The 21,833-nt window shown below is 27.5% G+C and carries 20 protein-coding genes and 1 riboswitch; of the genes, 1 reads left to right on the top strand and 19 read right to left on the bottom strand.

The annotated features are described in order from the left end of the window. Nucleotides 1-5: 5 nt before the first annotated feature. The 7 genes from SSYRP_RS02300 to topA form a co-directional block, all read right to left on the bottom strand. Nucleotides 6-1,577 (bottom strand): GmrSD restriction endonuclease domain-containing protein, encoded by a 1,572-nt coding sequence (locus tag SSYRP_RS02300; RefSeq protein ID WP_016340692.1) that lies wholly within the window; start codon nt 1,575-1,577, stop codon nt 6-8. Nucleotides 1,578-1,781: 204 nt separating this feature from the next. Continuing rightward, nucleotides 1,782-1,922 (bottom strand): hypothetical protein, encoded by a 141-nt coding sequence (locus SSYRP_RS05220; RefSeq protein WP_016340691.1) that lies wholly within the window; start codon nt 1,920-1,922, stop codon nt 1,782-1,784. A gap of 200 nt (nt 1,923-2,122) precedes the next feature. Continuing rightward, nucleotides 2,123-2,380: a hypothetical protein gene (locus SSYRP_RS02295; protein ID WP_016340690.1), complete on the bottom strand. Its 258-nt coding sequence runs from the start codon at nt 2,378-2,380 to the stop codon at nt 2,123-2,125. A gap of 3 nt (nt 2,381-2,383) precedes the next feature. Further along, nucleotides 2,384-2,677 (bottom strand): nucleoside triphosphate pyrophosphohydrolase family protein, encoded by a 294-nt coding sequence (locus SSYRP_RS02290; protein ID WP_016340689.1) that lies wholly within the window; start codon nt 2,675-2,677, stop codon nt 2,384-2,386. Beyond that, nucleotides 2,678-3,145 (bottom strand): hypothetical protein, encoded by a 468-nt coding sequence (locus SSYRP_RS02285; protein ID WP_016340688.1) that lies wholly within the window; start codon nt 3,143-3,145, stop codon nt 2,678-2,680. Further along, complete coding sequence (locus SSYRP_RS02280; RefSeq protein WP_016340687.1) at nt 3,132-3,470, bottom strand: hypothetical protein; 339 nt, start codon at nt 3,468-3,470, stop codon at nt 3,132-3,134. The genes SSYRP_RS02285 and SSYRP_RS02280 overlap by 14 nt, the downstream gene beginning before the upstream one ends. Before the next feature lie 194 nt (nt 3,471-3,664). Further along, on the bottom strand, nt 3,665-5,440 hold the full coding sequence (gene topA, locus SSYRP_RS02275) for a type I DNA topoisomerase (protein WP_236608058.1): 1,776 nt from the start codon (nt 5,438-5,440) through the stop codon (nt 3,665-3,667). A 72-nt stretch (nt 5,441-5,512) separates the two neighbouring features. Between topA and SSYRP_RS02270 the strand changes: the two genes are divergently transcribed. Beyond that, entirely contained in the window at nt 5,513-6,259 is a 747-nt protein-coding gene (locus tag SSYRP_RS02270) for a hypothetical protein (protein WP_016340684.1), read from the top strand. Here the strand turns inward: SSYRP_RS02270 and SSYRP_RS02265 are convergent. The 12 genes from SSYRP_RS02265 to SSYRP_RS02210 all read right to left on the bottom strand — a co-directional run bounded on the left by SSYRP_RS02265 (nt 6,237) and on the right by SSYRP_RS02210 (nt 21,761). Further along, on the bottom strand, nt 6,237-6,845 hold the full coding sequence (locus tag SSYRP_RS02265) for a hypothetical protein (RefSeq protein WP_016340683.1): 609 nt from the start codon (nt 6,843-6,845) through the stop codon (nt 6,237-6,239). The two genes, SSYRP_RS02270 and SSYRP_RS02265, sit on opposite strands and share 23 nt — an antisense overlap. Nucleotides 6,846-7,023: 178 nt before the next feature. Further along, a complete protein-coding gene (locus SSYRP_RS05230) occupies nt 7,024-7,488 on the bottom strand; it encodes a hypothetical protein (protein ID WP_016340682.1) in 465 nt (154 codons plus the stop codon). Between the two features lies 1 nt (nt 7,489). After that, nucleotides 7,490-7,933, bottom strand: a complete 444-nt coding sequence (locus SSYRP_RS02255) for a hypothetical protein (RefSeq protein ID WP_016340681.1) — start codon at nt 7,931-7,933, stop codon at nt 7,490-7,492. 16 nt (nt 7,934-7,949) lie between these two features. After that, complete coding sequence (locus tag SSYRP_RS02250) at nt 7,950-8,363, bottom strand: hypothetical protein (RefSeq protein WP_016340680.1); 414 nt, start codon at nt 8,361-8,363, stop codon at nt 7,950-7,952. A gap of 902 nt (nt 8,364-9,265) precedes the next feature. Next, nucleotides 9,266-11,419: a class 1b ribonucleoside-diphosphate reductase subunit alpha gene (nrdE, locus tag SSYRP_RS02245; RefSeq protein WP_016340679.1), complete on the bottom strand. Its 2,154-nt coding sequence runs from the start codon at nt 11,417-11,419 to the stop codon at nt 9,266-9,268. Beyond that, entirely contained in the window at nt 11,403-11,885 is a 483-nt protein-coding gene (gene nrdI / locus SSYRP_RS02240; RefSeq protein ID WP_051090649.1) for a class Ib ribonucleoside-diphosphate reductase assembly flavoprotein NrdI, read from the bottom strand. Before nrdI ends, nrdE begins: the two co-directional genes overlap by 17 nt. After that, nucleotides 11,866-12,885: a class 1b ribonucleoside-diphosphate reductase subunit beta gene (nrdF, locus tag SSYRP_RS02235; RefSeq protein ID WP_016340677.1), complete on the bottom strand. Its 1,020-nt coding sequence runs from the start codon at nt 12,883-12,885 to the stop codon at nt 11,866-11,868. Before nrdF ends, nrdI begins: the two co-directional genes overlap by 20 nt. A gap of 169 nt (nt 12,886-13,054) precedes the next feature. Further along, a riboswitch (cobalamin riboswitch) is annotated at nt 13,055-13,219 on the bottom strand. 85 nt (nt 13,220-13,304) lie between these two features. Continuing rightward, nucleotides 13,305-14,270 carry an L-threonine 3-dehydrogenase gene (locus SSYRP_RS02230; RefSeq protein WP_016340676.1) on the bottom strand — a complete coding sequence of 322 codons (966 nt, stop codon included), beginning with the start codon at nt 14,268-14,270 and terminating at the stop codon, nt 13,305-13,307. Further along, a complete protein-coding gene (locus tag SSYRP_RS02225; protein WP_016340675.1) occupies nt 14,270-15,466 on the bottom strand; it encodes an aminotransferase class I/II-fold pyridoxal phosphate-dependent enzyme in 1,197 nt (398 codons plus the stop codon). Before SSYRP_RS02225 ends, SSYRP_RS02230 begins: the two co-directional genes overlap by 1 nt. Before the next feature lie 42 nt (nt 15,467-15,508). Beyond that, nucleotides 15,509-16,657: a TSUP family transporter gene (locus SSYRP_RS02220; protein ID WP_016340674.1), complete on the bottom strand. Its 1,149-nt coding sequence runs from the start codon at nt 16,655-16,657 to the stop codon at nt 15,509-15,511. 319 nt (nt 16,658-16,976) lie between these two features. Continuing rightward, complete coding sequence (locus SSYRP_RS05165; protein WP_016340673.1) at nt 16,977-19,190, bottom strand: PTS fructose transporter subunit IIABC; 2,214 nt, start codon at nt 19,188-19,190, stop codon at nt 16,977-16,979. A 144-nt stretch (nt 19,191-19,334) separates the two neighbouring features. Next, nucleotides 19,335-21,761, bottom strand: a complete 2,427-nt coding sequence (locus tag SSYRP_RS02210; RefSeq protein ID WP_016340672.1) for a lipoprotein — start codon at nt 21,759-21,761, stop codon at nt 19,335-19,337. Between the last annotated feature and the right edge of the window lie 72 nt (nt 21,762-21,833).

Here is a 21,833-nt window from a genome sequence, read left to right as displayed (position 1 = left end):
AAAAATTATTTTTTTATGGACATATTACAATAAATATGTGTTACTTGACCGTTATTAAAATTAGCCTCTCCTCCATCTGCTTTTCTCTTAATGTGATCAATTGAAGCTGAATTCATATCAACATATCCATTACAAATTTTGCATTTTGGAAGAGTATCAAATAATGTTTGCATTTTAATAATATTTTTTTGACCTCGTGAAAAATCTTTTCTAGTTGAGTTATCTTCATTATCTGTAATCGCTAAATTTAAATAACTAAAATTTTGATTATTTTGAATACATTTTTTTACTATATTATCTATTTCTTCATTTTCATTAGAAATTATTTCATTTATTAAAAGTCTATATCAGTTTGCCACATTTACATATGAATTACTTGTACTTCTATTTTTTCTTATAATTTGCTGAACTAAAAAATGATATTTTACTAAAATTAATTCAATTTTTTCACGAGCTCTAATAAATTCAGGAAATTTATTTTGTTCATTTAATTCTTTAACTAATAATAAAAATCCATAGTATGATCCAATCTTGTGCTTCCCATTACTTGAATAAAAATATACATATGGATGAAGACCTAAAGAACCTTTTTGATTTGAATTTATTACTTCAAGTAATTTTAAAGTATTTTTCATATATTTTATTATAATTCTTTCGTCAATTGTTTTATTTTCAACATATTCAAGATTATCTTTTAAAGCATTTGATATTTTAATTGTTTGTAAAATAATACCTAATGAATCTCCTGATGATAATAAACCTGCCATGGCAAATGAACTTAAATCTGATTTAGAAACTGTTCCAGTTTTAAATAAAAATAAGTGAATTTTTTCTGCATAATCCTTAATTAATTTTTGAGTATTTTCTGAAAACATTGATCAATAATTATGGCCTTTTCCCGCACGATAAATTGCCCTTGCAGCAATAGACTGAGGGGTATGTCTTGATTGAATAAGTTCTAATTCTGCTGGCAAAATTGGAGAGGCAGATTGATTAATTTTTAAAAATGATTGCTCTGCTCTATCTGAATCACCTTCAACTCATTGAACTTGAATAGAAATAGAACCTAAATTTTTAAGGTACAGATTAATATTTGAATTTTTACTATCGTGAGTTTGCCCAGTCTGTTTATAATAATCCGAAAATAAACCTACTTTTTCTTTCATTAATGTTCTAGTATCTTCTGCAATCTTTTTTTGCTCTTCAGGTATATAATTGTCAAAATATTTAGCAGAAATATCCTTGTCTCCATAGTCATCATTAATTCATGCGCATAAACTACTAAGACGATGTGAACCATCAATTACAAATATCAAGCCATTTTTATTCTTTCATAAAATAATAGCAGGCACTAAATCCCCTTTTAAAAAACTTTCTACAAGTCCTACTATTTTTTGGGGGCTTCAATCATTGGTTTCCCTTTGAAAATCTGGTTTACGTAAATTTAGAAAGAAAAATGAATCATTTTTTAAATCTTCAATTGATATAGTTGTTTTATTTCTTGTATTATTTGATGCTTCTTCCAGAGTTTCAAAATCATCTCTTGGAATTATTGCATCTAAAGTAACTAATTTCATATATTTGTCCAATCTACTTTATAAACAAAAATATTTTATCATAAATATATAATTAATTAAAAATTTAATATTTATAATTAATCATATATCAGTTTTTTTATTAATATATTATAGGTAATATAAATATTATATAAAATAAAAAAATACACGCATATGGTAAAAATTGTATGCGTATATTTTTTGATCATCTAATATAACATTATACTATTTTTTATTTTTGGGTGGTATATCATGATTAATTATTGGTTTAACAACATCATTATTTGTTGGTTTTTTTGCAAATGTTCCATCTGTATTATGAAAACGATTACCTTCTGGACTTTTTGATTTTCATTTTATTGCCATATTTTCACCTCCTGGCTCTAATTGATAGACTAAACTCAATTATTTGTCAAGAGAATATACAAACTAATTCTTGACAATTGCATTATATAATTCATTTTTTAAAAGTGAATAACATTTTGATATTTAAATTTATAATTTTTAAAATATTTTAGAATATTAATTAAAAACACATGTTAAACATGTGTTCCTAATATCTTAATTTAATTATTAATTAAACTTAATAAAATTTCATATTCATAATGTTTAAACAAAGTACTTCTAACTCATCAGTAATGTTTTCGATCTAATTCGGTATCATTTGCTCAGGGCATAATTTCTTGGCCCTTTTTTGCTTTTTGAACTGCAATATTTATTTTATTAAAAGCATCTAAAATTTGTTCTTTAGTATAATGGCGAAATAAAGTATTTTTTATCCATCAATAATGTCTGTGATCAAGTTTATTATTTAAATTTTCCATATTTTAATTACTCTCCTTTTTAATTCTCGCTTGAACTTCTTGATCAACTTGTCTAATCGTTCGATGCAATTTTTTAAGCATGATATTTTTAATATCTTCTGAATCAAAACTAAATAATAATTTTAATTGTTCTAACATTACATAACAGTCTGCCATTTCTTCTTTAATTTGATCCTTATTTTCCTCTCCTTTAATATTTTTGCAAAGTTCTTTAATTAACTCTGATAATTCTTCAATAGCTTGGGTAATTTGCTTATCCCCATAATGCATTAAAATTGGTTCTAATAATTTATCCATTTATTTTTTTCCTTTCTTTTTCAAATATTCACTATGAGTTCAATAATGGCCTAAATATCATCCACAAGGTTTTAAACAATCACATATCGGGAAATTTTTTATTTTATACATTTGAATCCAAGGTCTTTGTTCTGTATAACCCAGCCAATCTCCTTCACCAAAATATGTTTCAACACCATCAAAATCTTTATGAAATAACTGATTTTGTTTCATTTTTTCATTATCTTTTTTTAATTGCTCATTTTCTTTAATAACAATTGACATATAATTATTTGCAGAATCTATACACATATTTTTAGTATTAATTGTAATGTCCTTTTCTGTAATTTCTTGCTCACAAATTTTTAATGCCCGATACAGCATTGATTCTAAGCAAACACATTGTTCAATATCTTCGGATGTACAATATCCATCTTTGCCATAGTGCTTATCTTTATATTCTTTTAAACGTTCTTTAACTGTTACCATTTTGCACCTCATTATCTATTTTATAAATATCCAGAAAATTATTAATTTCTAATGTTTCCATTTCTTTTGGATATTTCCCGGTTTCATCTAAACAGTTTTGATATTTATCTTTATTTTGAACAACAGGAATTAACTTATTTATTTTTTTATTATTAATAATGTTTTTAATACTATTAATTTTCTCAATTTCTAAGCAAAATATTTCATTTAGTCTATTATTTAAATCTTGGTTATGAAATTCATTAGCTGCTAACATAATACTTTCATATGCTCCAACAACATAACCTCAACATTTTGTAATTAAAGTTGTTTTACCATTGGCCAACTATTAAAATTACTTTTACTTTTTAATTTTGGATACTTTACATAGTTGATCATAATGATTATCACAAAGTCCTTTCTTTAATTTTTTGGAATAAAACTTTATTTTTCTAGTGCATAGTAAACTTTGCTGACAATATTCGGTTGATAACTCTTTTAATTCAACTCAGTCATTATTTGGCATGATTATCTCCTATTCTAACTTACGATATTCTTGCAAGCCGGAAAATTACTACATGCTTTAAAATAATTACCCTTATAACTCTTACGTTGAATAATATAACCAACATCGCATTTACTACATTTAACTGAATTTTTAAAAATTATGCTTGTTGCATTATTAAAATCTAAAATAAAGTTATTATAAAATAATTTTAGAAATTCAATATGATTAATTTCTCCATCTGCAATTCTGTCTAATACCTTTTCCATATCAGCCGTATACTTTTCATTAATAATATTTGAAAAATATTTTTGTAATAAATTATGGGCTTTAATACCATCTTCAGTAGGATAAATGCTTTTATTATCAAATTTAATATATTCACGGTTAATTAAGGTTCTCATAATTGTGGCATATGTTGAAGGTCTTCCAACCCCTGCAATTTCAAGTTTTTTAATTAAAGAATGCTCAGTATAGCGAGGGCTTGGTTTTGTAAAATGTTGTTCTGCAATTCATTCTGATTCTAAAGTTATCATTTCTCCAACTTTAAAATGATAATCAAAATTATCTAAAACTATTTCTTGTAAATCATAATAACTAGTAAAGTGATATTTTTTAAAATTTAATTTAAAAGTATATCCGTTATTAGAAAATAATACTTTATATTTAACACCAGTTTCATTTGCCATTAAAGCATATAAGGTATTGATGTAAATTAATTCATATAATTTATATTCATCGTAATTAGCAATTTCTTTTTTTGCTTTATCTAGTGTTAAATTAATATTTGTTGGGCGAATTGCTTCATGGGCATCTTGAACATTCTCTTTAGTCTTACCGGATTTATATTGACCAACATATTCTTGGCCATAATTTGTTGCAATAAATTTATGGACTGCTCGTACAAAATCATCGTTAAGTCTTGTAGAGTCTGTTCGTGGATAAGTAATATATCCATTTTCGAATAAATGTTGCAATAAATTTGTTGTTTTTTCACTAGAATAATTTAGATCTATATTTGCATCTTGCAAAATACTTGATGTTGTATATGCATCATAAATGTTTTTGCTAAATTCGGTTTCAATGATTTCTTTTACAACTAAATTATTAGTAATTTTAGATAAAACTTCTTCTGCTTTTTCTTGTGAATTGAGAACTTTATCTTTCACAATTTCTTTACCATCTTGATCTAAATATAATTCAATTTCGTTTTTATCTTTATATTCTTGTTTAATGGTTCAGTACTCTAACTTATTATGTTCTTTTCTTTCTAACTCTGTATCTACAATTAACTTTAAAGCTACTGATTGAACTCTCCCAGCAGATTTTAAATTCTCAGCTTTTTGTAATAAATTAGATAATTTAAACCCCATAATACGGTCAATCATTTGCCGTGATTGTTGAGCATTAACTAATTGATAGTCTAATTGTCCTGGATTGTTAAAAGCATTTTCAATTGCTTTTTCTGTAATTTCATTAAAAGTTAATCTAATTGTTTTATTTTGACATTTTAATTGCTCTTGTAAATGTCATGCTATAGCTTCTCCTTCACGATCAGGGTCAGTTGCTAAAATAACTTTATCAACTTCATTGGCAAAACTAATTAATTGTTTTATAGTATCTTTTTTGTTTTCGACAACATTAAATATTGGAGTCATAGTATCTAATTCTATTCCCAATGGATACTTTTCATTTTTAATTACTAATTCTGTAATATGACCCATTGAGGCCTTTACAAGAAAACTATGCTGAGGAAATACTTTTTCTAAATAAGATTTTACTTTGGATATTTTGTTAGGTGATTCTAACACGACTAAATATTTCAATTTAGCACCTACTTTCTATATAAAATATTGATATAATTTTTAAAAGGATGATAAATTATGTTTAAAAATAAGAATAATAGGATTTTATTTGAAAATAATATTTCTAAACAAGATTTTATAATTCGTTTAATTTATGCTGAGTTAAGATTTATTTCAATTCACGAAATTACTAAAATCATTATTAATGAGACACTTGAAGAAATTAGATTATCTGATGGATATGGAAATTCAAATAGTCCAAAAAGTTTTTTACTTGATTTACAAGCTGAATTTATTAATTTTTTTAGTTTATGAAAAAATGAATATAGTGAAAATGAAATAACAATAGATATCTATTCAAAAATTGGGGATTTAGTACCTATTATCAAACCTTGAAGTAAATCTAAATATTTAGAGATTGCACCAGGAAAACGTACAAGAACAAATAGAATTAATACATTTTCAAATCCATTAGATAAAAACAATAGCTTTGGAGGAACTCTATATTATCCATTTCCACTTTTAACAAGAACGGAGCATAATCACACATCATTTATTTTATTTGAAGAATCAATTGTAGATAAAAGAATAAAAGATATAGTATATAAAACATATTCTCTTAAAAATGTTTCATATATTTTGGATAAAGTTTATTTCAATAAAAATAGATTAGTATTAAAAGATATAGAAATAAATAAAGATACAAATGAACAATTACATAGATTACAAGGAATAATTAAAACATGGCCTTGATTTGCTGTTATATTGTTTAATTGTATATTTAACGAAGATTGAAAAATAATTAATAGATTTCAAATAGATTAAATTCTACTAATGTTTTTATAAAAATATACATATTTAAAATTTCATCTTTATTATAGTCACTTGCTAAAATTCTTTCTTCATTTCTTATAATTTTTTTATATGATTTTTCTAGTTCTTCCAGAAATATTTGATTATTTGATCAATATTTTTTATTTTCAGAAATTAATTTTAATATAAAAGGTTTATAACCAGAATTAATAAGTATTGAGTTTGAAATTACTGATTCCAAATTTTCAAAAAAACTAGAATTTTTAAATAAATTTAACTCTATGATATCTCTAATAAAAGAAAATATACTTAATATTTTTTGATTATTATAATTACTTATTAAGATAAGTTCTTTATTTTTTAAAATTTTATTTTGCTGCATTTTTAATTTCTTTAAAAATATTTTTGGATTGGATCAATAATCATAATTCTCAAAAATTAGTTTTAAAAGAAATATTTTATACTCTGAAGAGATAAATATTGAAACTGAAATTGTTGATCCCAAATTTCTAAAAAAATCTGAGTTATTAATGTCTCTTGAATTATATTTTGTTATTTTTTTCATTTTATTTAATTTTAAAAAATTTCTTTTAGTCATATTTCTATTTTCCTTTTTTAAGATTTTTTAGAATATCTATTAACAACTTAATGTTATCTTTCACTTTTGTATTTTTTTATAGCATAAATAATGCATTATCATATTAAATTTATTAACTGTATTACCATGTCCTATTTTTTTATTACAAAAATTACAATTTTCAGATTTCTTCATAACTTTATTCTCCTTCTGGTAATTGATCTATTTTTCCTAAACCATCTGACGTAACTATTCACTCATACATATGATTATGAATATCTTCCTCACCATCAAATTCGCTTGGAGATTTACAGTTATTACAAATATCTTCATTTTTGATTTTTTCAGTATTTGTATAAGGGCAAGATTTAAAAAAATCTTTTTGGGTCAATTTAACTTCTTCTTTAAATGATTTATATTCACCCTCTATTTCAATAATTATTCCATAACCATTACTATTCAATGATCCATCTCATGTAATTTGTTTAATTTTTTTGTCCTTAATATTGTTGTAAATATGATTTTTATTAATTAAAAAGTCCTCTAATGTTGTCTTTACACAGAAGTACCCATGTCTAGTTTCAGGCTCAATAGTAATTTCTGCAGTTAAATTTAGTTGTTTAATAAATTTATTTAAAGTTAATGTTTCTGTTCTTTTTGACATTTTAGTTATATCCTCCTACATTTAAATAAGTATCATTTTTGTTAGCTAATGCATTTTGTAATTGCATTGCTTGTTGTAAGTATTGTTTTGAATTATTTCTTTTCATTTCTTCAAATGCATCAAAAAGTTTTTTACCATTTATCGAAATAATTTCTTCAACTCCTTTTTCACCATAGACTATTTGTTCATAGTCTCTGTTAAAAAGGCAAGCTGTTGCAAAATAACCTGTCGGGCAATAAATATGTCCTGGATTATTTTCACCAGCTCCTAAACATGCATTTTCACTTCCACATGGTCATTTTTTACTGATTTGAAATCATTCTCTTGATCACCAAATAACAGCTTTAGGATTAACTGGCGATTGAACTGCAAATGCTGTTTTCTTTTCAGTTCATTTAACTAAATATCTTTTATTTAGAAAAACTTGTTTTTTAATTTGTTCCAAATTAGAATGTTCCTTTCTACAGACTTTCTAAATCTTTTAATAATTGCTCTGTATCTATTTTTGTATTATTTAAAGAACTATTTGTTTTTTGATACATTTGATGAAATTCATTAATTGTATTTTGTTTTTTACTATTTGAAGAAATGAAATTTTTAATAATTTCACTACCTGGTTTATAGTCTTTTAAGTTTTGCAGATCTGTTTTTAAAAATATTGGATATAAATTAACATCGCTAATTCCTACCGTTAAACAATTGGCAAATCCTTCATCATTAAAAACTCAATTAGCTTTTACATAAAATACTTCCAAATTAACACAATTAACACATGGATTATTTATGAAATATCCTATTACTTTACCCTGTTTATTTTCTAAACGATGATAAATTTCAGAATTTAGTATGTATAGATTGTAAATATTCTTTGCCATGTTAAAACTCCTAACTAAGCCCCAATCAATGTTGTTGTCACTGATTGGAATCACTGATTTTTTCAGCAACACCCACTCACTGTTTTTTAATCAACATAAAAATCTTTGTTTTTAATCATTGATGTGTCGCCAGGGGAAAAAATCAAAATTTACGCAATAAAAAACACTTTTCATAATTAGGCACTCCTTTCGTCCTAATTTTTAAAGCTTGATATGTTTAATTTTGAAATTGCGCGCATAAAATATTGTTTTAATAAAACAATAATAAAACAATAATAGTTGTTAATATTTAATATAGTTTGTAACTGACTTTTTGACACATGTTTATAGTTATATTTAATTTTATATTTAATTTTATATGACTAATTATTTGGTAAAGAACAATTTTCAATATGAAATGAGGTGAAATACAAGTGAAAAATAAATTATCTAATTTATTAATAATTATTAAAGTTACCAAATATTAATCATATAAAATATTAAAAAAGTAATGTTCCTGTTGCACTTCCCTTCAACGTATATACACTAAATTCTTGAGACTAACCATATTATTATTTGTAAGATTCTAAATGGACTCAATCAGAAAGGAGATTATCAATAGGAACATATCGATAATTAAGTGCTTTAGCTAATCCCAAGAATTTAGTGTATATACAATTTAAGCAGTAAAAAAGACTGAATGATTTCAGTCTTCTAGAATGCTTATAAAATATGGGTTTTACAACAACCACTTTTTTTATTCGGTCTTCTCTGACCCTTTAATTTGCTATTATATTAGCAGAAAATAACAATTAATTGTCTTTACGCTTTAATTATATATTAACTCAAACCAAAAAACTTTTAATATTTTAGGATATTAAAAGTTTTTATTTTGCAATTATAGTTTTAATGGGATTTTAATTTTAAATTACACAAGCATCACATTGATAATTTTCACTATCGGCTAAAACTTCTTGGCGAATTCTAACATAATAAATTGATGCACATCTTTTTGTAAAAGCTCGAATATAAGCTTTATTTAAGTCACGAGTAGTTGCTTTCTCAGTCATAAATAATGTTAATGAAATTGCTTGATCTACATGTTGTTGGGCAGCAGCAGCAATATCAATAATTGGATCTGGACCTAATTCATAAGCGCCAAAAGTATAATATTCCATGTTATCAAAATTAATTTGATAAGCAGGAACATAAATTCTTCCTAATTTTCCTTCTTTTCGAACTTCTACTGCATCTACAACTGGTTGCAAACTAGGTGTACATGAAGAAAGATAACTAATTGAGCCGGTTGGTGCAACTGCTAACAAATGGGAATTTGCTAACCCCCTGCTTTTTATCTTTTCGACTAAATCAAGTCAATCTTGTTGGGTTGGAATTTTAATATCGTATTGTTTAAATAAATTAATTATTTTTTCGGTTTGTGGTGTTCATTTTTTTTCATCACAAGCAGTATACTTTTCAAAATAACTACCATCAGCAAACTTTGAATTTTCAAAGTTAGCAAAAGATCCATATTTTTTAGCTAATTGATTGGAAGCTTTAAAAGCATAATAAGCTATCGTATAGAAAAAGATATTGGTAAAGTCTACTGCTTCAGGGGAATGATAGAACAAATGATTAGTTGCCAAAAAACCGTGTAAGTTCATTGCACCTAAACCAACGGCATGGTTTTTTTTATTCCCTTGGGCAATTGATGGGGCGGAAGATAAATCACTTTTTCGCGAAACATGATCAAGGGCTTCAATAGCTAATTGAACTGTCTCTGCAAACTCTGATCCACTTTCCATCATCTTGGCGATGTTTAAACTGCCAAGATTACAACAAATATCATCCCCTATTTTTTGAAAACTTAAATCAGAATTATATTCACTAGCAGTACTTACCTGCGCGATTTCACTGCAAAGATTACTCATTACAATTCGGCCGGGATGAGCATTGCGATTATTAACAGTATCATCAAATAATAAATATGGATAACCACTCTCAAAGTGTAGTTCCGCAATCATTTGAAATAATTTACGGGGATTAATAAATGTTTTTTTAATGTTTGGATTATTTAATAAATTATAATATTCTTTTGTAATTGAAATATCACTCATTGGTTTATGATATTCTCTTTCAATATCATAGGGGCTAAACAAAGCCATTTGTTCATTTTTTTTAGCTAATTCAAAAGTAATATCCGGAATGATTACACCAAGCGATAAAGATTTAATGCGAATTTTTTCATCAGCATTTTCTCTTTTCGTATCTAAAAATAAGATAATATCAGGATGGTGAGCATTTAAATAAACTGCTCCCGCTCCTTGGCGTTGCCCTAATTGGTTAGCATATGAAAAACAATCCTCTAAAATTTTCATCACTGGAATTACACCAGTTGCTTGGTTAACAATGTTTTTAATTGGGGCGCCAAACTCTCTTAGGTTAGTTAAACATAACGCTACTCCTCCCCCTTTTTTGGAAAGCTGCAGCGATGAAGTAACAGCACGAGCAATTGATTCCATATTGTCTTCAATCCGTAATAAATAACAAGAAATATATTCACCACGTTGTTGTTTACCGGCATTCAAAAAAGTTGGAGTTGCTGGTTGAAAACGACCAAGCATTATTTGTTTTAATATTTTTTTAGCAGTTTCAATATTGCCATTGCCAAAAAATAGAGCATTCATAATAACTCTTTCTTCATAACTCTCTAAGTATTCTTTGCTATCAAAACTTTTTAAAGCATAAAAGTTATAAAATTTTAAGGCTCCCATTAAACTTGGAAAACGATGATTAAAGCTTTGTGCTAATTTTGTTAATTCTTCAATTGCAGTAATCGAATACTGATTAATTAAATCCTTATCATAATAGTTATTATCTACAAGATAATTAATTCGTTGAGTTACAGTCTCAAAGATTTTACTGTTAGGAATAATTACATTTTTTAAATATGACTCTGCTGCTAACTGATCAAATTTAAAATTATCTTTCCCTTTTTCAAAAAGTTTTGTTCTGGCATTTAAGGTAATGTATTCTTCATTAATGTCTTTATCATTTAATTTAAATTTCTTTGTCATACTTCTCCCCTTCTTGTCATAATTTTTTTAAAATGTTTTGTACTGTTTGTACATCAGTTTTTGTTCCTAATAATTCAAATTGATAAAGTAAAGGTACTTTAAGTTTATTAGAAATAATCGGTCCCGCAATTGCATAAGTATCACCAAAGTTTGTATTGCCTGATGAGATAACCCCACAGCAATATTGGCGATTCTCTTTAGTATTTAAAAAATTAATTACTTGCTTTGGTACAGCACCTGTACAATCATTTCCCCCAGCCGCATAAGTTGGAACAATTAAAATATAGTCTTTGTTAACTAGCAAAGGTGTTGTTAAGTCAATTGGAATCCGACTATTATTTATTTTTAATTTTTCAACAAAGCGATGGGTATTATTTGATGTCGATGAAAAATAAACAACATAAGGTTCCCCTTGCGGTTGTTTTATTTTTAAATTATTTTTCATCTTAAAATTCTCAGTCTTCATCAGCGGTTTCTTCCGTAAAACCCATAATGTATGAAGAACCATTTCCAGAAAAGAAGTCATGATTTTCATCAGCACGAGCTGACAGTTGCGTAAAAATTTCTGGCGCAATCCGAGTTTCTTCTGAGGTAAAGGGTGATTCATAACCTAAGTTTTGTAAGAACTTCCCAGCATTATAACGACTAAAACAAATGGCATCCTCAACTAATCCAAATCCTTCATAAAGTTCTGTTAAATATTTTTCTTCTAAAGCCAAAATTTCAAATAATAATTTGAAAACAAAATCTTGCATTTCTTTTTGTTCACTAGTAGATAGTTTAGCAATCTTTTTTTGATACTTATAACCACTATAATAATTATGAATTACCTTATCGCGTAAAATTAAGCGAATAATATCAGAAGTATTACTTAATTTTCCTCGCGCTGATAAAAAGAATGGTAAGTAAAAACCACCATATAATAAAAATCCGGGCATTAAGGCGGCCGCTACTTTTGACTTTAAAGGGTCATCCCCTAAATAGTATGGAATCAAAATGCGAGCTCGTTCTTGGAGACTTTCAGTATTAATAACTCATTCATGAGCCTCATTAATTTGTTCACTTGAACATAAAGTTGAAAAAATTGTCCCATATGATCGTGCATGAACAGCTACCATAAAAGCAAAATTTGTATAAATGACTTGTTCATGATCAGTTAAGGAATTAGCAATTTGGGCCGGGTCCCCAACCGTTGCTTGAATTGTATCTAATAGGGTTAAACCGGTAAAGGTGCGAGTAATTAATTGTTGCCATTCTGTAGTTAAACTATGTCATGATGTTAAATCATTTGAAACTGGAATTTTTTCTGGTAATCAAAAGTTTTGGGTTACTCGTGTTCATACTTCTAAATCTTTCTCATCATTAATAACATTTCAATTAACTGACCGCATTTTACCGTGCATCCCATTTTGAAAATATTCAAAAGGAGAAACTGATTCATCATAATATATCTTTTTCTTTGCCATAAGATCTCCTTTCTAACTTTTTATTAAATTGTCTACAACTAAAAAAGCAACCGCTAAAATTAGGGATGCTGAAAATTTTTGGAAATTATCTATTGATATTATTAAAACTAAAAAATAATTTAAATAATAATTTAAATAACTCTGTAATTCATTCCCCAGGAATAACATAATTCTAATGAAATAAATGACCGGTTTCCTGGCTTAGTTTCTTTTTACTAGCTACCCTTCTCAAAGATTCCTTCAATGGTTATTGTAACTTTCATCCACATCACAGTTGCTGGGACAGCAAGAGATTTTAACTCTTTTCCCGAACATCAATTATTTCTTTACTTATTTAGTTGTATATTTATGATACTATAATATTTAAAAATTGCAAAATAAAATTCCATTTTAATAAAATGGAATTTTTGAAAAAAACCTTAAATTTTTCCTTCAGCTTTAAATTTTTTGGTTAATTTGGTCAGCATTTCTTGGGTCATTTTATCTAAATCAAATTGTGGGCTAAAATCTCATTCCGCTTTGGCACAACTATCATCAATGCTATTTGGCCATGATTCGGCAATTGCTTGACGAACAGGGTCAACTTTATAAGTCATTTCAAAATTAGGAATGTATTTTTTAATTGACGCCGCAACTTCTTCGGGAGCAAATGACATTGCTGTAATATTAAATGAATTACGATGAATTAGTCTTTCTGGGTCAGCGTTCATCAACTTAACTACGGCTTCAATTGCATCATCCATATACATCATATCCATTTTTGTTCCTTGCGCAATATAACACTCATATTTTCCTGTTAATATCGCCTGATAATAAATATCAACAGCATAATCAGTTGTTCCTCCTCCTGGTTCTACTTTATAAGAAATTAGACCAGGAAATCTTACCGAACGTGAATCAACCCCATATTTTAGATAATAGTAATTTTCTAATAATTCTCCAGCTACTTTTGTTACACCATACATTGTTGTTGGATGCATTACAGTATCTTGGGGAGTATTATCGGGGTTAGCATCAGGACCATAGGCGGCAATTGATGAAGGAGCAAAGAATTTTAACTTTAACTCTTTTGCTACTTCCAGGGCATTCATCAATCCTGTCATATTTAAATCTCAAGCAAATTTTGGGTTTTTTTCAGCCGTAGCTGATAATAAAGCTGCTAAATGAACAATTGTATCAACTTGATATTTTTGTGCTAATTCCTTAAGCTTGTCATAATCTTTAACATCTAACTTCTCAAAGATACCTTCCTCACAAATTGGATTGTTTTCAAGCTGTCTTACATCGGTGGCAATAACATTGTTTAATCCTAAATCATTTCTTAAACGAGCAACAAGTTCAGAACCAATTTGACCTAATGCTCCAGTGATTAAAACTTTTTTCATTATTTGTTTTCCTCCTTATTTGTTTTTAATTTTTGATATTCACTTGTAATAATTTGATAAACCTGATCTAATTCGTCTTTTGTATGTAAAGCAGAAATCATTAATCTAATCCGAGCTTTTCCTTTTTGAACAGTAGGATAGATAATTGGGGATACTAAAATATTATGTTCAAATAACACTTTTGTTAAATCCGTTGCTATTGCTTCTTCATAAACCATAAATGGTGTAATTGGCGTTTTAGTTGTTCCAATTGAATAACCATCGGCAATAAATTTATTTTGGAGATATCTTGTATTATCTCAAAGCGCGTGAATGCGATGATTACTTTTTTCTAATTCATCTAAGATTTTAATACCCGCATAACAAAAACTGGCTGGTAAAGATGAAGAAAATAAAAATACTCTTGATCGTTGTTTTAAGTATTCAATTAAGCTCGCTTTGCCACAAATAAAACCTCCCACTAAGCCAAATGCTTTTGATAAAGTTCCGACTTCAATATCAATTTTTCCTTCTAAGCCAAAGTGGGCAATCGTTCCTTCCCCATTGTTTCCTAACACCCCTTCACCATGCGCATCATCTGCGATGGTATAAGCATGATATTTTTTTGCTAAACGATTAATTTCTGGTAAGGGAGCAATATCGCCATCCATTGAAAAGACAGCATCGCTAATAATAAAAATATTGCCTTTAACTTTATCCGCGTGTTTAACTAAAATCCGTTCTAAGTCTTCCATGTCACAATGTTTATAAACTTCGCGACTTGCTTTTGATAATCTAATCCCATCAATTATGGAAGCATGATTTAATTCATCAGAAATAATTAAATCTTCTTCGGTTGTAATGGTAGGAATTAATCCGGTATTGGCTTGAAAACCACTTTGCACAACGATAGTACTTTCCACTTTTTTAAATTTTGCTAAACGTTGTTCAAATTCTTCATGGATTGAGTAACTACCTGAAATTGTTCGGACAGCTCCAGGACCAACCCCAAATAAATCAATCCCCTCTTTAACAGCATTAACTGTAATAGGATCATTGGCAAAACCTAAATAATTATTCGAACACATATTCAAAAATTGTTGATCATTGATTTTTACCACATCGCTTTGTCCTGTTGCTAAAATTTTAATAACATTATAAACTTTATTTGTTTTTGCTAATTCTAATTCTGCTTCTAATCGTGAATATAAATTCATGATTTTATCACCTCATCTTTCTTAAACACAATTGATAATATTCTAAATATTAGTTTTTTTAGTTCGTTTTACAATTAAGTAATATTCAGTAAGCATTGAAATTGATACATAGAAAATAACGGTAATTGCCAATCATTTTAGGACACTATTAAACATTTGTTCATCCATTCCAGCACCCATTTGTAAGCCGACAAAGACCAGTAAAAAAGCCGCCACGACGCCAAAAATTGATCAAATCATAATGAGATTTGCAGTTAATTGTAAGTATTTTTTACGTTTAATAAAACTATAAGCTGCTGGTAACATACATAATGATGAGCCACAAGCCATAATTGGAAAGACCACTTGTTGATCAAGACCCAAAAAGGATAATGAAGCCATCGCTGGAGCATATAAACCAATCCCAAACGATTGAATCATTCCTAAAAAGAAAAAGACAACTGTGGCAACAATAATTCGTCATGGTTTATCAATTAAGGATGTTTTATCCCCAATATCAGACGTGTTAATTACATTAACTTGGGGATGAGTTAGAATCATTAAGATTGCAACAAAAAAAAGCGTTACCCCCATTACAATTTTGACTATTTTAGGGTCTTTAATTTTTGAAACAAATAATGACCCAACAAATGTTCCAGCGATAACAGCACCGACTAAAACAAATAAAGTTGTAGTATTTACTTTAATTGCCCCAACAAATAAAGCGGATTCGATTAAAGCACTCACTCCTAATGCAACATTTAGAGTTCCAGGTAGTTTTGAATCATCTTTAATAGATTTTGTGGCTTTTAACAACCCAGTTATTACCCCAAATGATCCAACCCCAATTGTATCGGTAAAACCACCAGTAAAGCCTGTTGCTCCAACGATATATTTATTTTGATTAGGATCATTGTATTTGACTCTTAATGTAATTCAAAAATATAGGATACAAAAAATAATTGCTGAAAGTAATAAGAAAATGACAATAATAAAGGCAATTAATTCTTCACTTGATCAACTAAATTTTTTCCCATTATTTTTTCAAGGGTAAAAAACTAAATAATTAATTAATAAACTACATGTAACTACTACTAAAGCAATCCCAAATAACATCATTCAAAAAGTAAATCTCTTTTTGTAATCACTTTTTGAAACAAATTCAGTCTTTTCAGTATTAGTATGACTTAATTCAATATTTTCTAATTCCATTTCTTTTTCTCCTTTCTTCTAATTAATAAATACCAAGGGCTTAAAACTATAAATAGTTTTACGATCTAAATTTAATTACGGAAAGTTTTTAATTATCCCTTATAAAATAATTAAAATTAAAAGACCTTAAAAAAATAATCTAAGTTTTCTAACAAAATTATTATTTTAAGCTATTGGATAATTTAGATAAACTGTTTTTCTACCTTCATTATATGCTTTGAATTCAAGAATTCAATAAATTTTTACAGTTTTCCTAAAATAAATAATATTTTTTTCCTATTTTAAGTTTAAAAAAAGGCTTATTTAAATAAAGCCTCTTTTAAAATATCGAATTATTGTTTATTAAAATTTTTTTATAAGAGTTGAATTTTACATAATGTTGCAAAAAAGCTATTTTTGGATAATCTGTCATTAAGTCTTTTTTAGATTCTTTTTTGCTATTTTGACGATGATTTTTACGGTGAAACATTTCTTTAAAATCTTCTCGTGTTAGTTTCCCTTTGCTTTGCACTTCAACTAAAATTCGGAAGATAATGATATGAACTGCCACACCAATCGCAATGGCTAATAAATATCATAAAATCCCAATATAACTCATTGATCAAGTTGTAACTCCTCCAAATAAGGCAATGATTGGGCCTCCTCATGCTCCAACTCATCCAGAAACTTGGAATAATCCAGCACACATCGCCGCCACCCCTGATCCGATAATATTAGGGACAATTGCAGCTCAAGTATATTTAACAGCAAATGGAATTGCTCCTTCGGAAATTCCCATAAATCCTAGAATTGATGCATTAATTGCTAATTCTTTATCAGCTTTAAAACGTTTGCGGAAAATTAGGGCTGTAATCCCACAACCCAATGGGGCGATAGCAAACGATGCAGCAGCAGCTCCCATTGATTTTCCCCCATCAATAAAAATTAACGCCGTAGCTGAAAAGGATGCAATTTTGTTAATTGGTCCTCCCATATCAACTCCCGCTAAAATTCCTAAAACTAATCCGACTAAGGCCATCCCTACTCCAGAATTTTCTAGGCGATTTAAACCATCATAAAGATAACCAATTGCTAAACCAAAGATATTACCAATCACAAACATTCATAATGCTCCGAAAATAACAGAGACAAAAACTGGAATAATAATAATTGGCATAATTGGTTTAATATAACGGTGAATTCGTCATTTTGTGTTAATTCATTTTACAAGATACCCGACTGAAAAACCAAATATTAAAGCAGCAAAAATTCCTAATCCTTGCATTAAATTAGCTTTTTTGGCAAAAATAGCATAATGTAACCACATATCAGGATTACATCCTAAAAAGGTTAAAACAAAAGCTGGGGTTATTGCAGCTCGTCCAGCAATTGAATTAGCGATATAAGCCCCCATAATAGGCATCATAACGGTAAAACCAATTCCAGCAAATTTATTTAATAAATACATTGCCCCAATTTCTCATCCGCTAATGATTTTGTCTGAGACAACTTCGTGCCCATTAATTATTTCGGTAACATTCTTTTGGAGATATTCAATTTTGTTGTAATCTCACGTCCCACTATAATCTAATCATGTTCCTCAAATAATTTTTCCGATCCCGGTCACAATCGCAAATAAAATCCCAGCAAAGACAATAAATGGGATCATAAAAGAAACACCACTCATAATATGATTAATTCAGGCCTTTTTATTTTTAACGGCAAAAATATTTTGCTCCCCTTCATTTTTACTTAACAGTTTTCCTTTTGACAAAGTATTTAATAATTCGGTTTGGGGATTATTAATTACTTGCTTTGTTCCCACTTTATAAACTTTTTTACCAATAAAGCGATCCATTTCAACAGAAATATCAGTTGCTAGAATTACCCCATCGGCTTTTGCGATGTCTTCAGTTGTTAAAGGATATTCCTGCCCTTTTTGCCCTTGCGTTTCACAACTTAAATTTCAATTTAATTCTGTGGCAGCTGCTAATAAGGCATCGCGAGCCATATAGGTATGGACAACTCCCGTTGCACAAGCAGAAACCCCAACCAGATTAATAGTTTTATTATCTTTTGTAATAGTTTGATTTTCAACACTTTGACTTTCATCTTGTTGGGATAATATTTTAGTAATTACAGTTTTGTCAGTTTCTCTTTCCAGCAACTGGCGAAAATCAGGTTTTAATAATTTTCTGGCAATACCACTTAAAATATCTAAGTAATTACCAGTTCCTTCTGGGATTATTAACATAATAATAAACTTTGTATCTTTACTGTCTAGCGAATTTCATAAAATTTTATTTTTTAAGCGAATATAAAAAATGGCTGGGGCTTTTACTTCGGGAATTCGAGCATGCGGAATCGCAAAACCATCTTCAAAAGCTGTTGAAGAAATTTTTTCACGATTCTTAAAACCGGCCACAAGTTTTTGATAGTTTTCTACTAAACCATATTCTTGCGCAATTTTAGCATATTTGTTAAATAATGTCTCTAAATCTTTCACATCATCAACATCAAGAAATATGTAATTTTCGTTAATAATATTTTCCATGTTTATTTTCCTTTCTAAGGCAATGTTATGTGAAAACAATTATAAACACAAGTAAAAAAATTAAAAAAATAATTAATTTTATGGAAAAACTTTACAAAAAAATATTAGGTTAACCTAATATTTTTTTCTTACATAAAGTTGAAACTATAAATCAGAAAAGACAAGATCAAAAGATAAATTATCTGATGTAGTTATAAAAACATCTTTATGAACAGTTGAAGTTAATTCAAATTGTAAATTACTTAAATGAATTTTAAAATCTTTAGCTGCCATAAATTGACTTAAATCAGGACTTGCTTTTTCTTTAAACATATCTTTTAAATTTTCTCACACACCATCCTTATTTTTTAGCATTATTCTTGCCTCACCATGTAATAATTTTGTTTTAATTTTTCCGGATAGATTTGAACTAACTGTAGACAAAATATTATTACCTAACTGGTCAATAACATTTTCATTAGTAACTTTTTGAAGTATATCAACCAAACCATTATATTTATCTAATCCTAATAAATTTTCAGTTATTATATTTTTTAAATTAATATTTTTATTTAAGTTACTAAAGTTATTTAATATACTTGTGAATAATAAAGTTGGGTTTAATTCTACTAAATCATTTCCTAGTTTATCTTTTTCTTTTTTTAAATTATTATATAGTTTTTTTGTATTATTATAATCACTAGCAGCAGTAAGATACTCTTTCGTAGACTTTAATTTTTCTACCACTCCATCGCTATTTTTTTGGGCATTGTTATGATCATCAACAGCAGTAAGATAATTTTCCCCAGATTTTAATTGTTCAACTACATCAAATAATTTTTTTCTTGTTTCATCATATAATTTCTTAGCAGCTAAATATTCCTCTGAATTTTCTTCAAAAATATTCATTTGTTGTTGTGCATCATCATATTTTTTCTTAATAGCAAGATATTCCTCTGATTCATAAACTAAATCATTTAATCTTTTTGCAGTATCATCAAGTACTTTCTTAGCATCTAAATATTCCTCTGATTCATAAACTAAATCATTTAATCTTTTTGCAGTATCATCAAGTACTTTCTTAGCATCTAAATATTCCTCTGATTTATAAATTAGTTCAGTTAGATAATTAAATCTGCTATTAGCTTTATTATATTTATTTTTAACCATAATATAATCATTATATTTTTTTCATGAATAAATACCTAAAATATTTTTATCATTACTATATTCTTTTGAAAATAATGTTATTGTAATAGATTTTTCTTTTTTATATCCAAGAAACAGATAATAAATTAAACTATCTAAATTAGTTTTAGTATTTTTATATAATAAGCTATCTTCACCTCAGGTATTTTTAATTCCAGTTTGGACATTTTGATCAACCTCTTTCAATAAATATTGAATTAATTCTAACATTATGTTATGAGTTTTAAATTCATTATTTACTAATCAATGTAATAAAGCAATTAAACTTGGGGCCATATTTGTTAATAACTCTCCAACTGTTCCATTAATATTAATTATTTTTTGTGCAGCTGCTGGGAGCATATCCTTTATTTTCATATTCAAAGTATTTTTTATTGATTCATCTTGACTACTAATAAACTCTAAGAACTCTGTTCAATTATTATCAAATTTATTATCAAATTTATCACTCCCAATTGAATTATAAACCTTATCAACATTAGTTTTTACCAATTCTTTTAAAGCTGGCAAAATATCTTTCACTAATTTGCTAAATGTCATAATGCCCATTTTTGGAATTGAAAATGGTAACGGTAAATCAACACTAGTAATATTAGAACTTGTTCCTTTTTTACTTAAAACACTATTAGCATTAACAATATCGGTAATTGATTCTGATACTCAATTAATTGTTCCATCATAAATAATTGTTTTTGAGTTTTTTGTATTTACTCAACACTCAAGATTGATTGTTCCATAATTAATTAATTTATTATCTAAAGCTCTATTTTTTAAAGCATGTAATTTTGGAAATGAATTAATTTCATTAACTTTAAAATTTAAAGTTTTATTAAACTTTACTTTAAAGGAATTTGTAATATCGTCTTTAGTAATTTCACTAATTTTTTTTGTAACTTTCCCAGTTTGTTTTACTACAATACCTCCTAATTGCCCTTGCATCGTTTTAAACTGTTCTAGACCTTCTTGCACAATTCCATTCTGCAAAGTAGTTCAAAATATTTTATTTTTATAAACTTCTTGATTATTAATTTTAATAACAATCGTTGCGCTACCAGGTTCAACCTTAACTTTTTCATTTTGATTTTTAATTTCTTTAAGATTAGATTCTTGATAGTCTTGGTCCAAAACGGCAATATTACTATTGCTCCCTAAATTTAAAGTTGCCTTTAAATCTTTTATTAAGCGATCTTTTTTATTACCTTCTTCTCGACTTAATTTAAAAGGTGTATTTTTGTTTGTATATTTTTCTAAAGCTTTTTTTATTTTTTGATTAACATCTTTTGTGGTATTTGTCACATGACCTTTCCCACTACATGCTACAACCGAACCTACCCCTGTTGTAGTAATTGTTAAAACACTCAAAATTGTTAATAATTTTTTCATGTTACTTCTCTCCTTTTTCTCATAAAATATCTCAAACAAATTGAAATTTACTTTTTCAATAATTGTTGCCTT

Source organism: Spiroplasma syrphidicola EA-1, assembly GCF_000400955.1.
Taxonomy (GTDB): domain Bacteria; phylum Bacillota_I; class Bacilli_A; order Mycoplasmatales; family Mycoplasmataceae; genus Spiroplasma; species Spiroplasma syrphidicola.
Note: the sequence above shows the minus strand (reverse complement) of the source record. Positions and strands in the feature narration are given on the sequence as shown.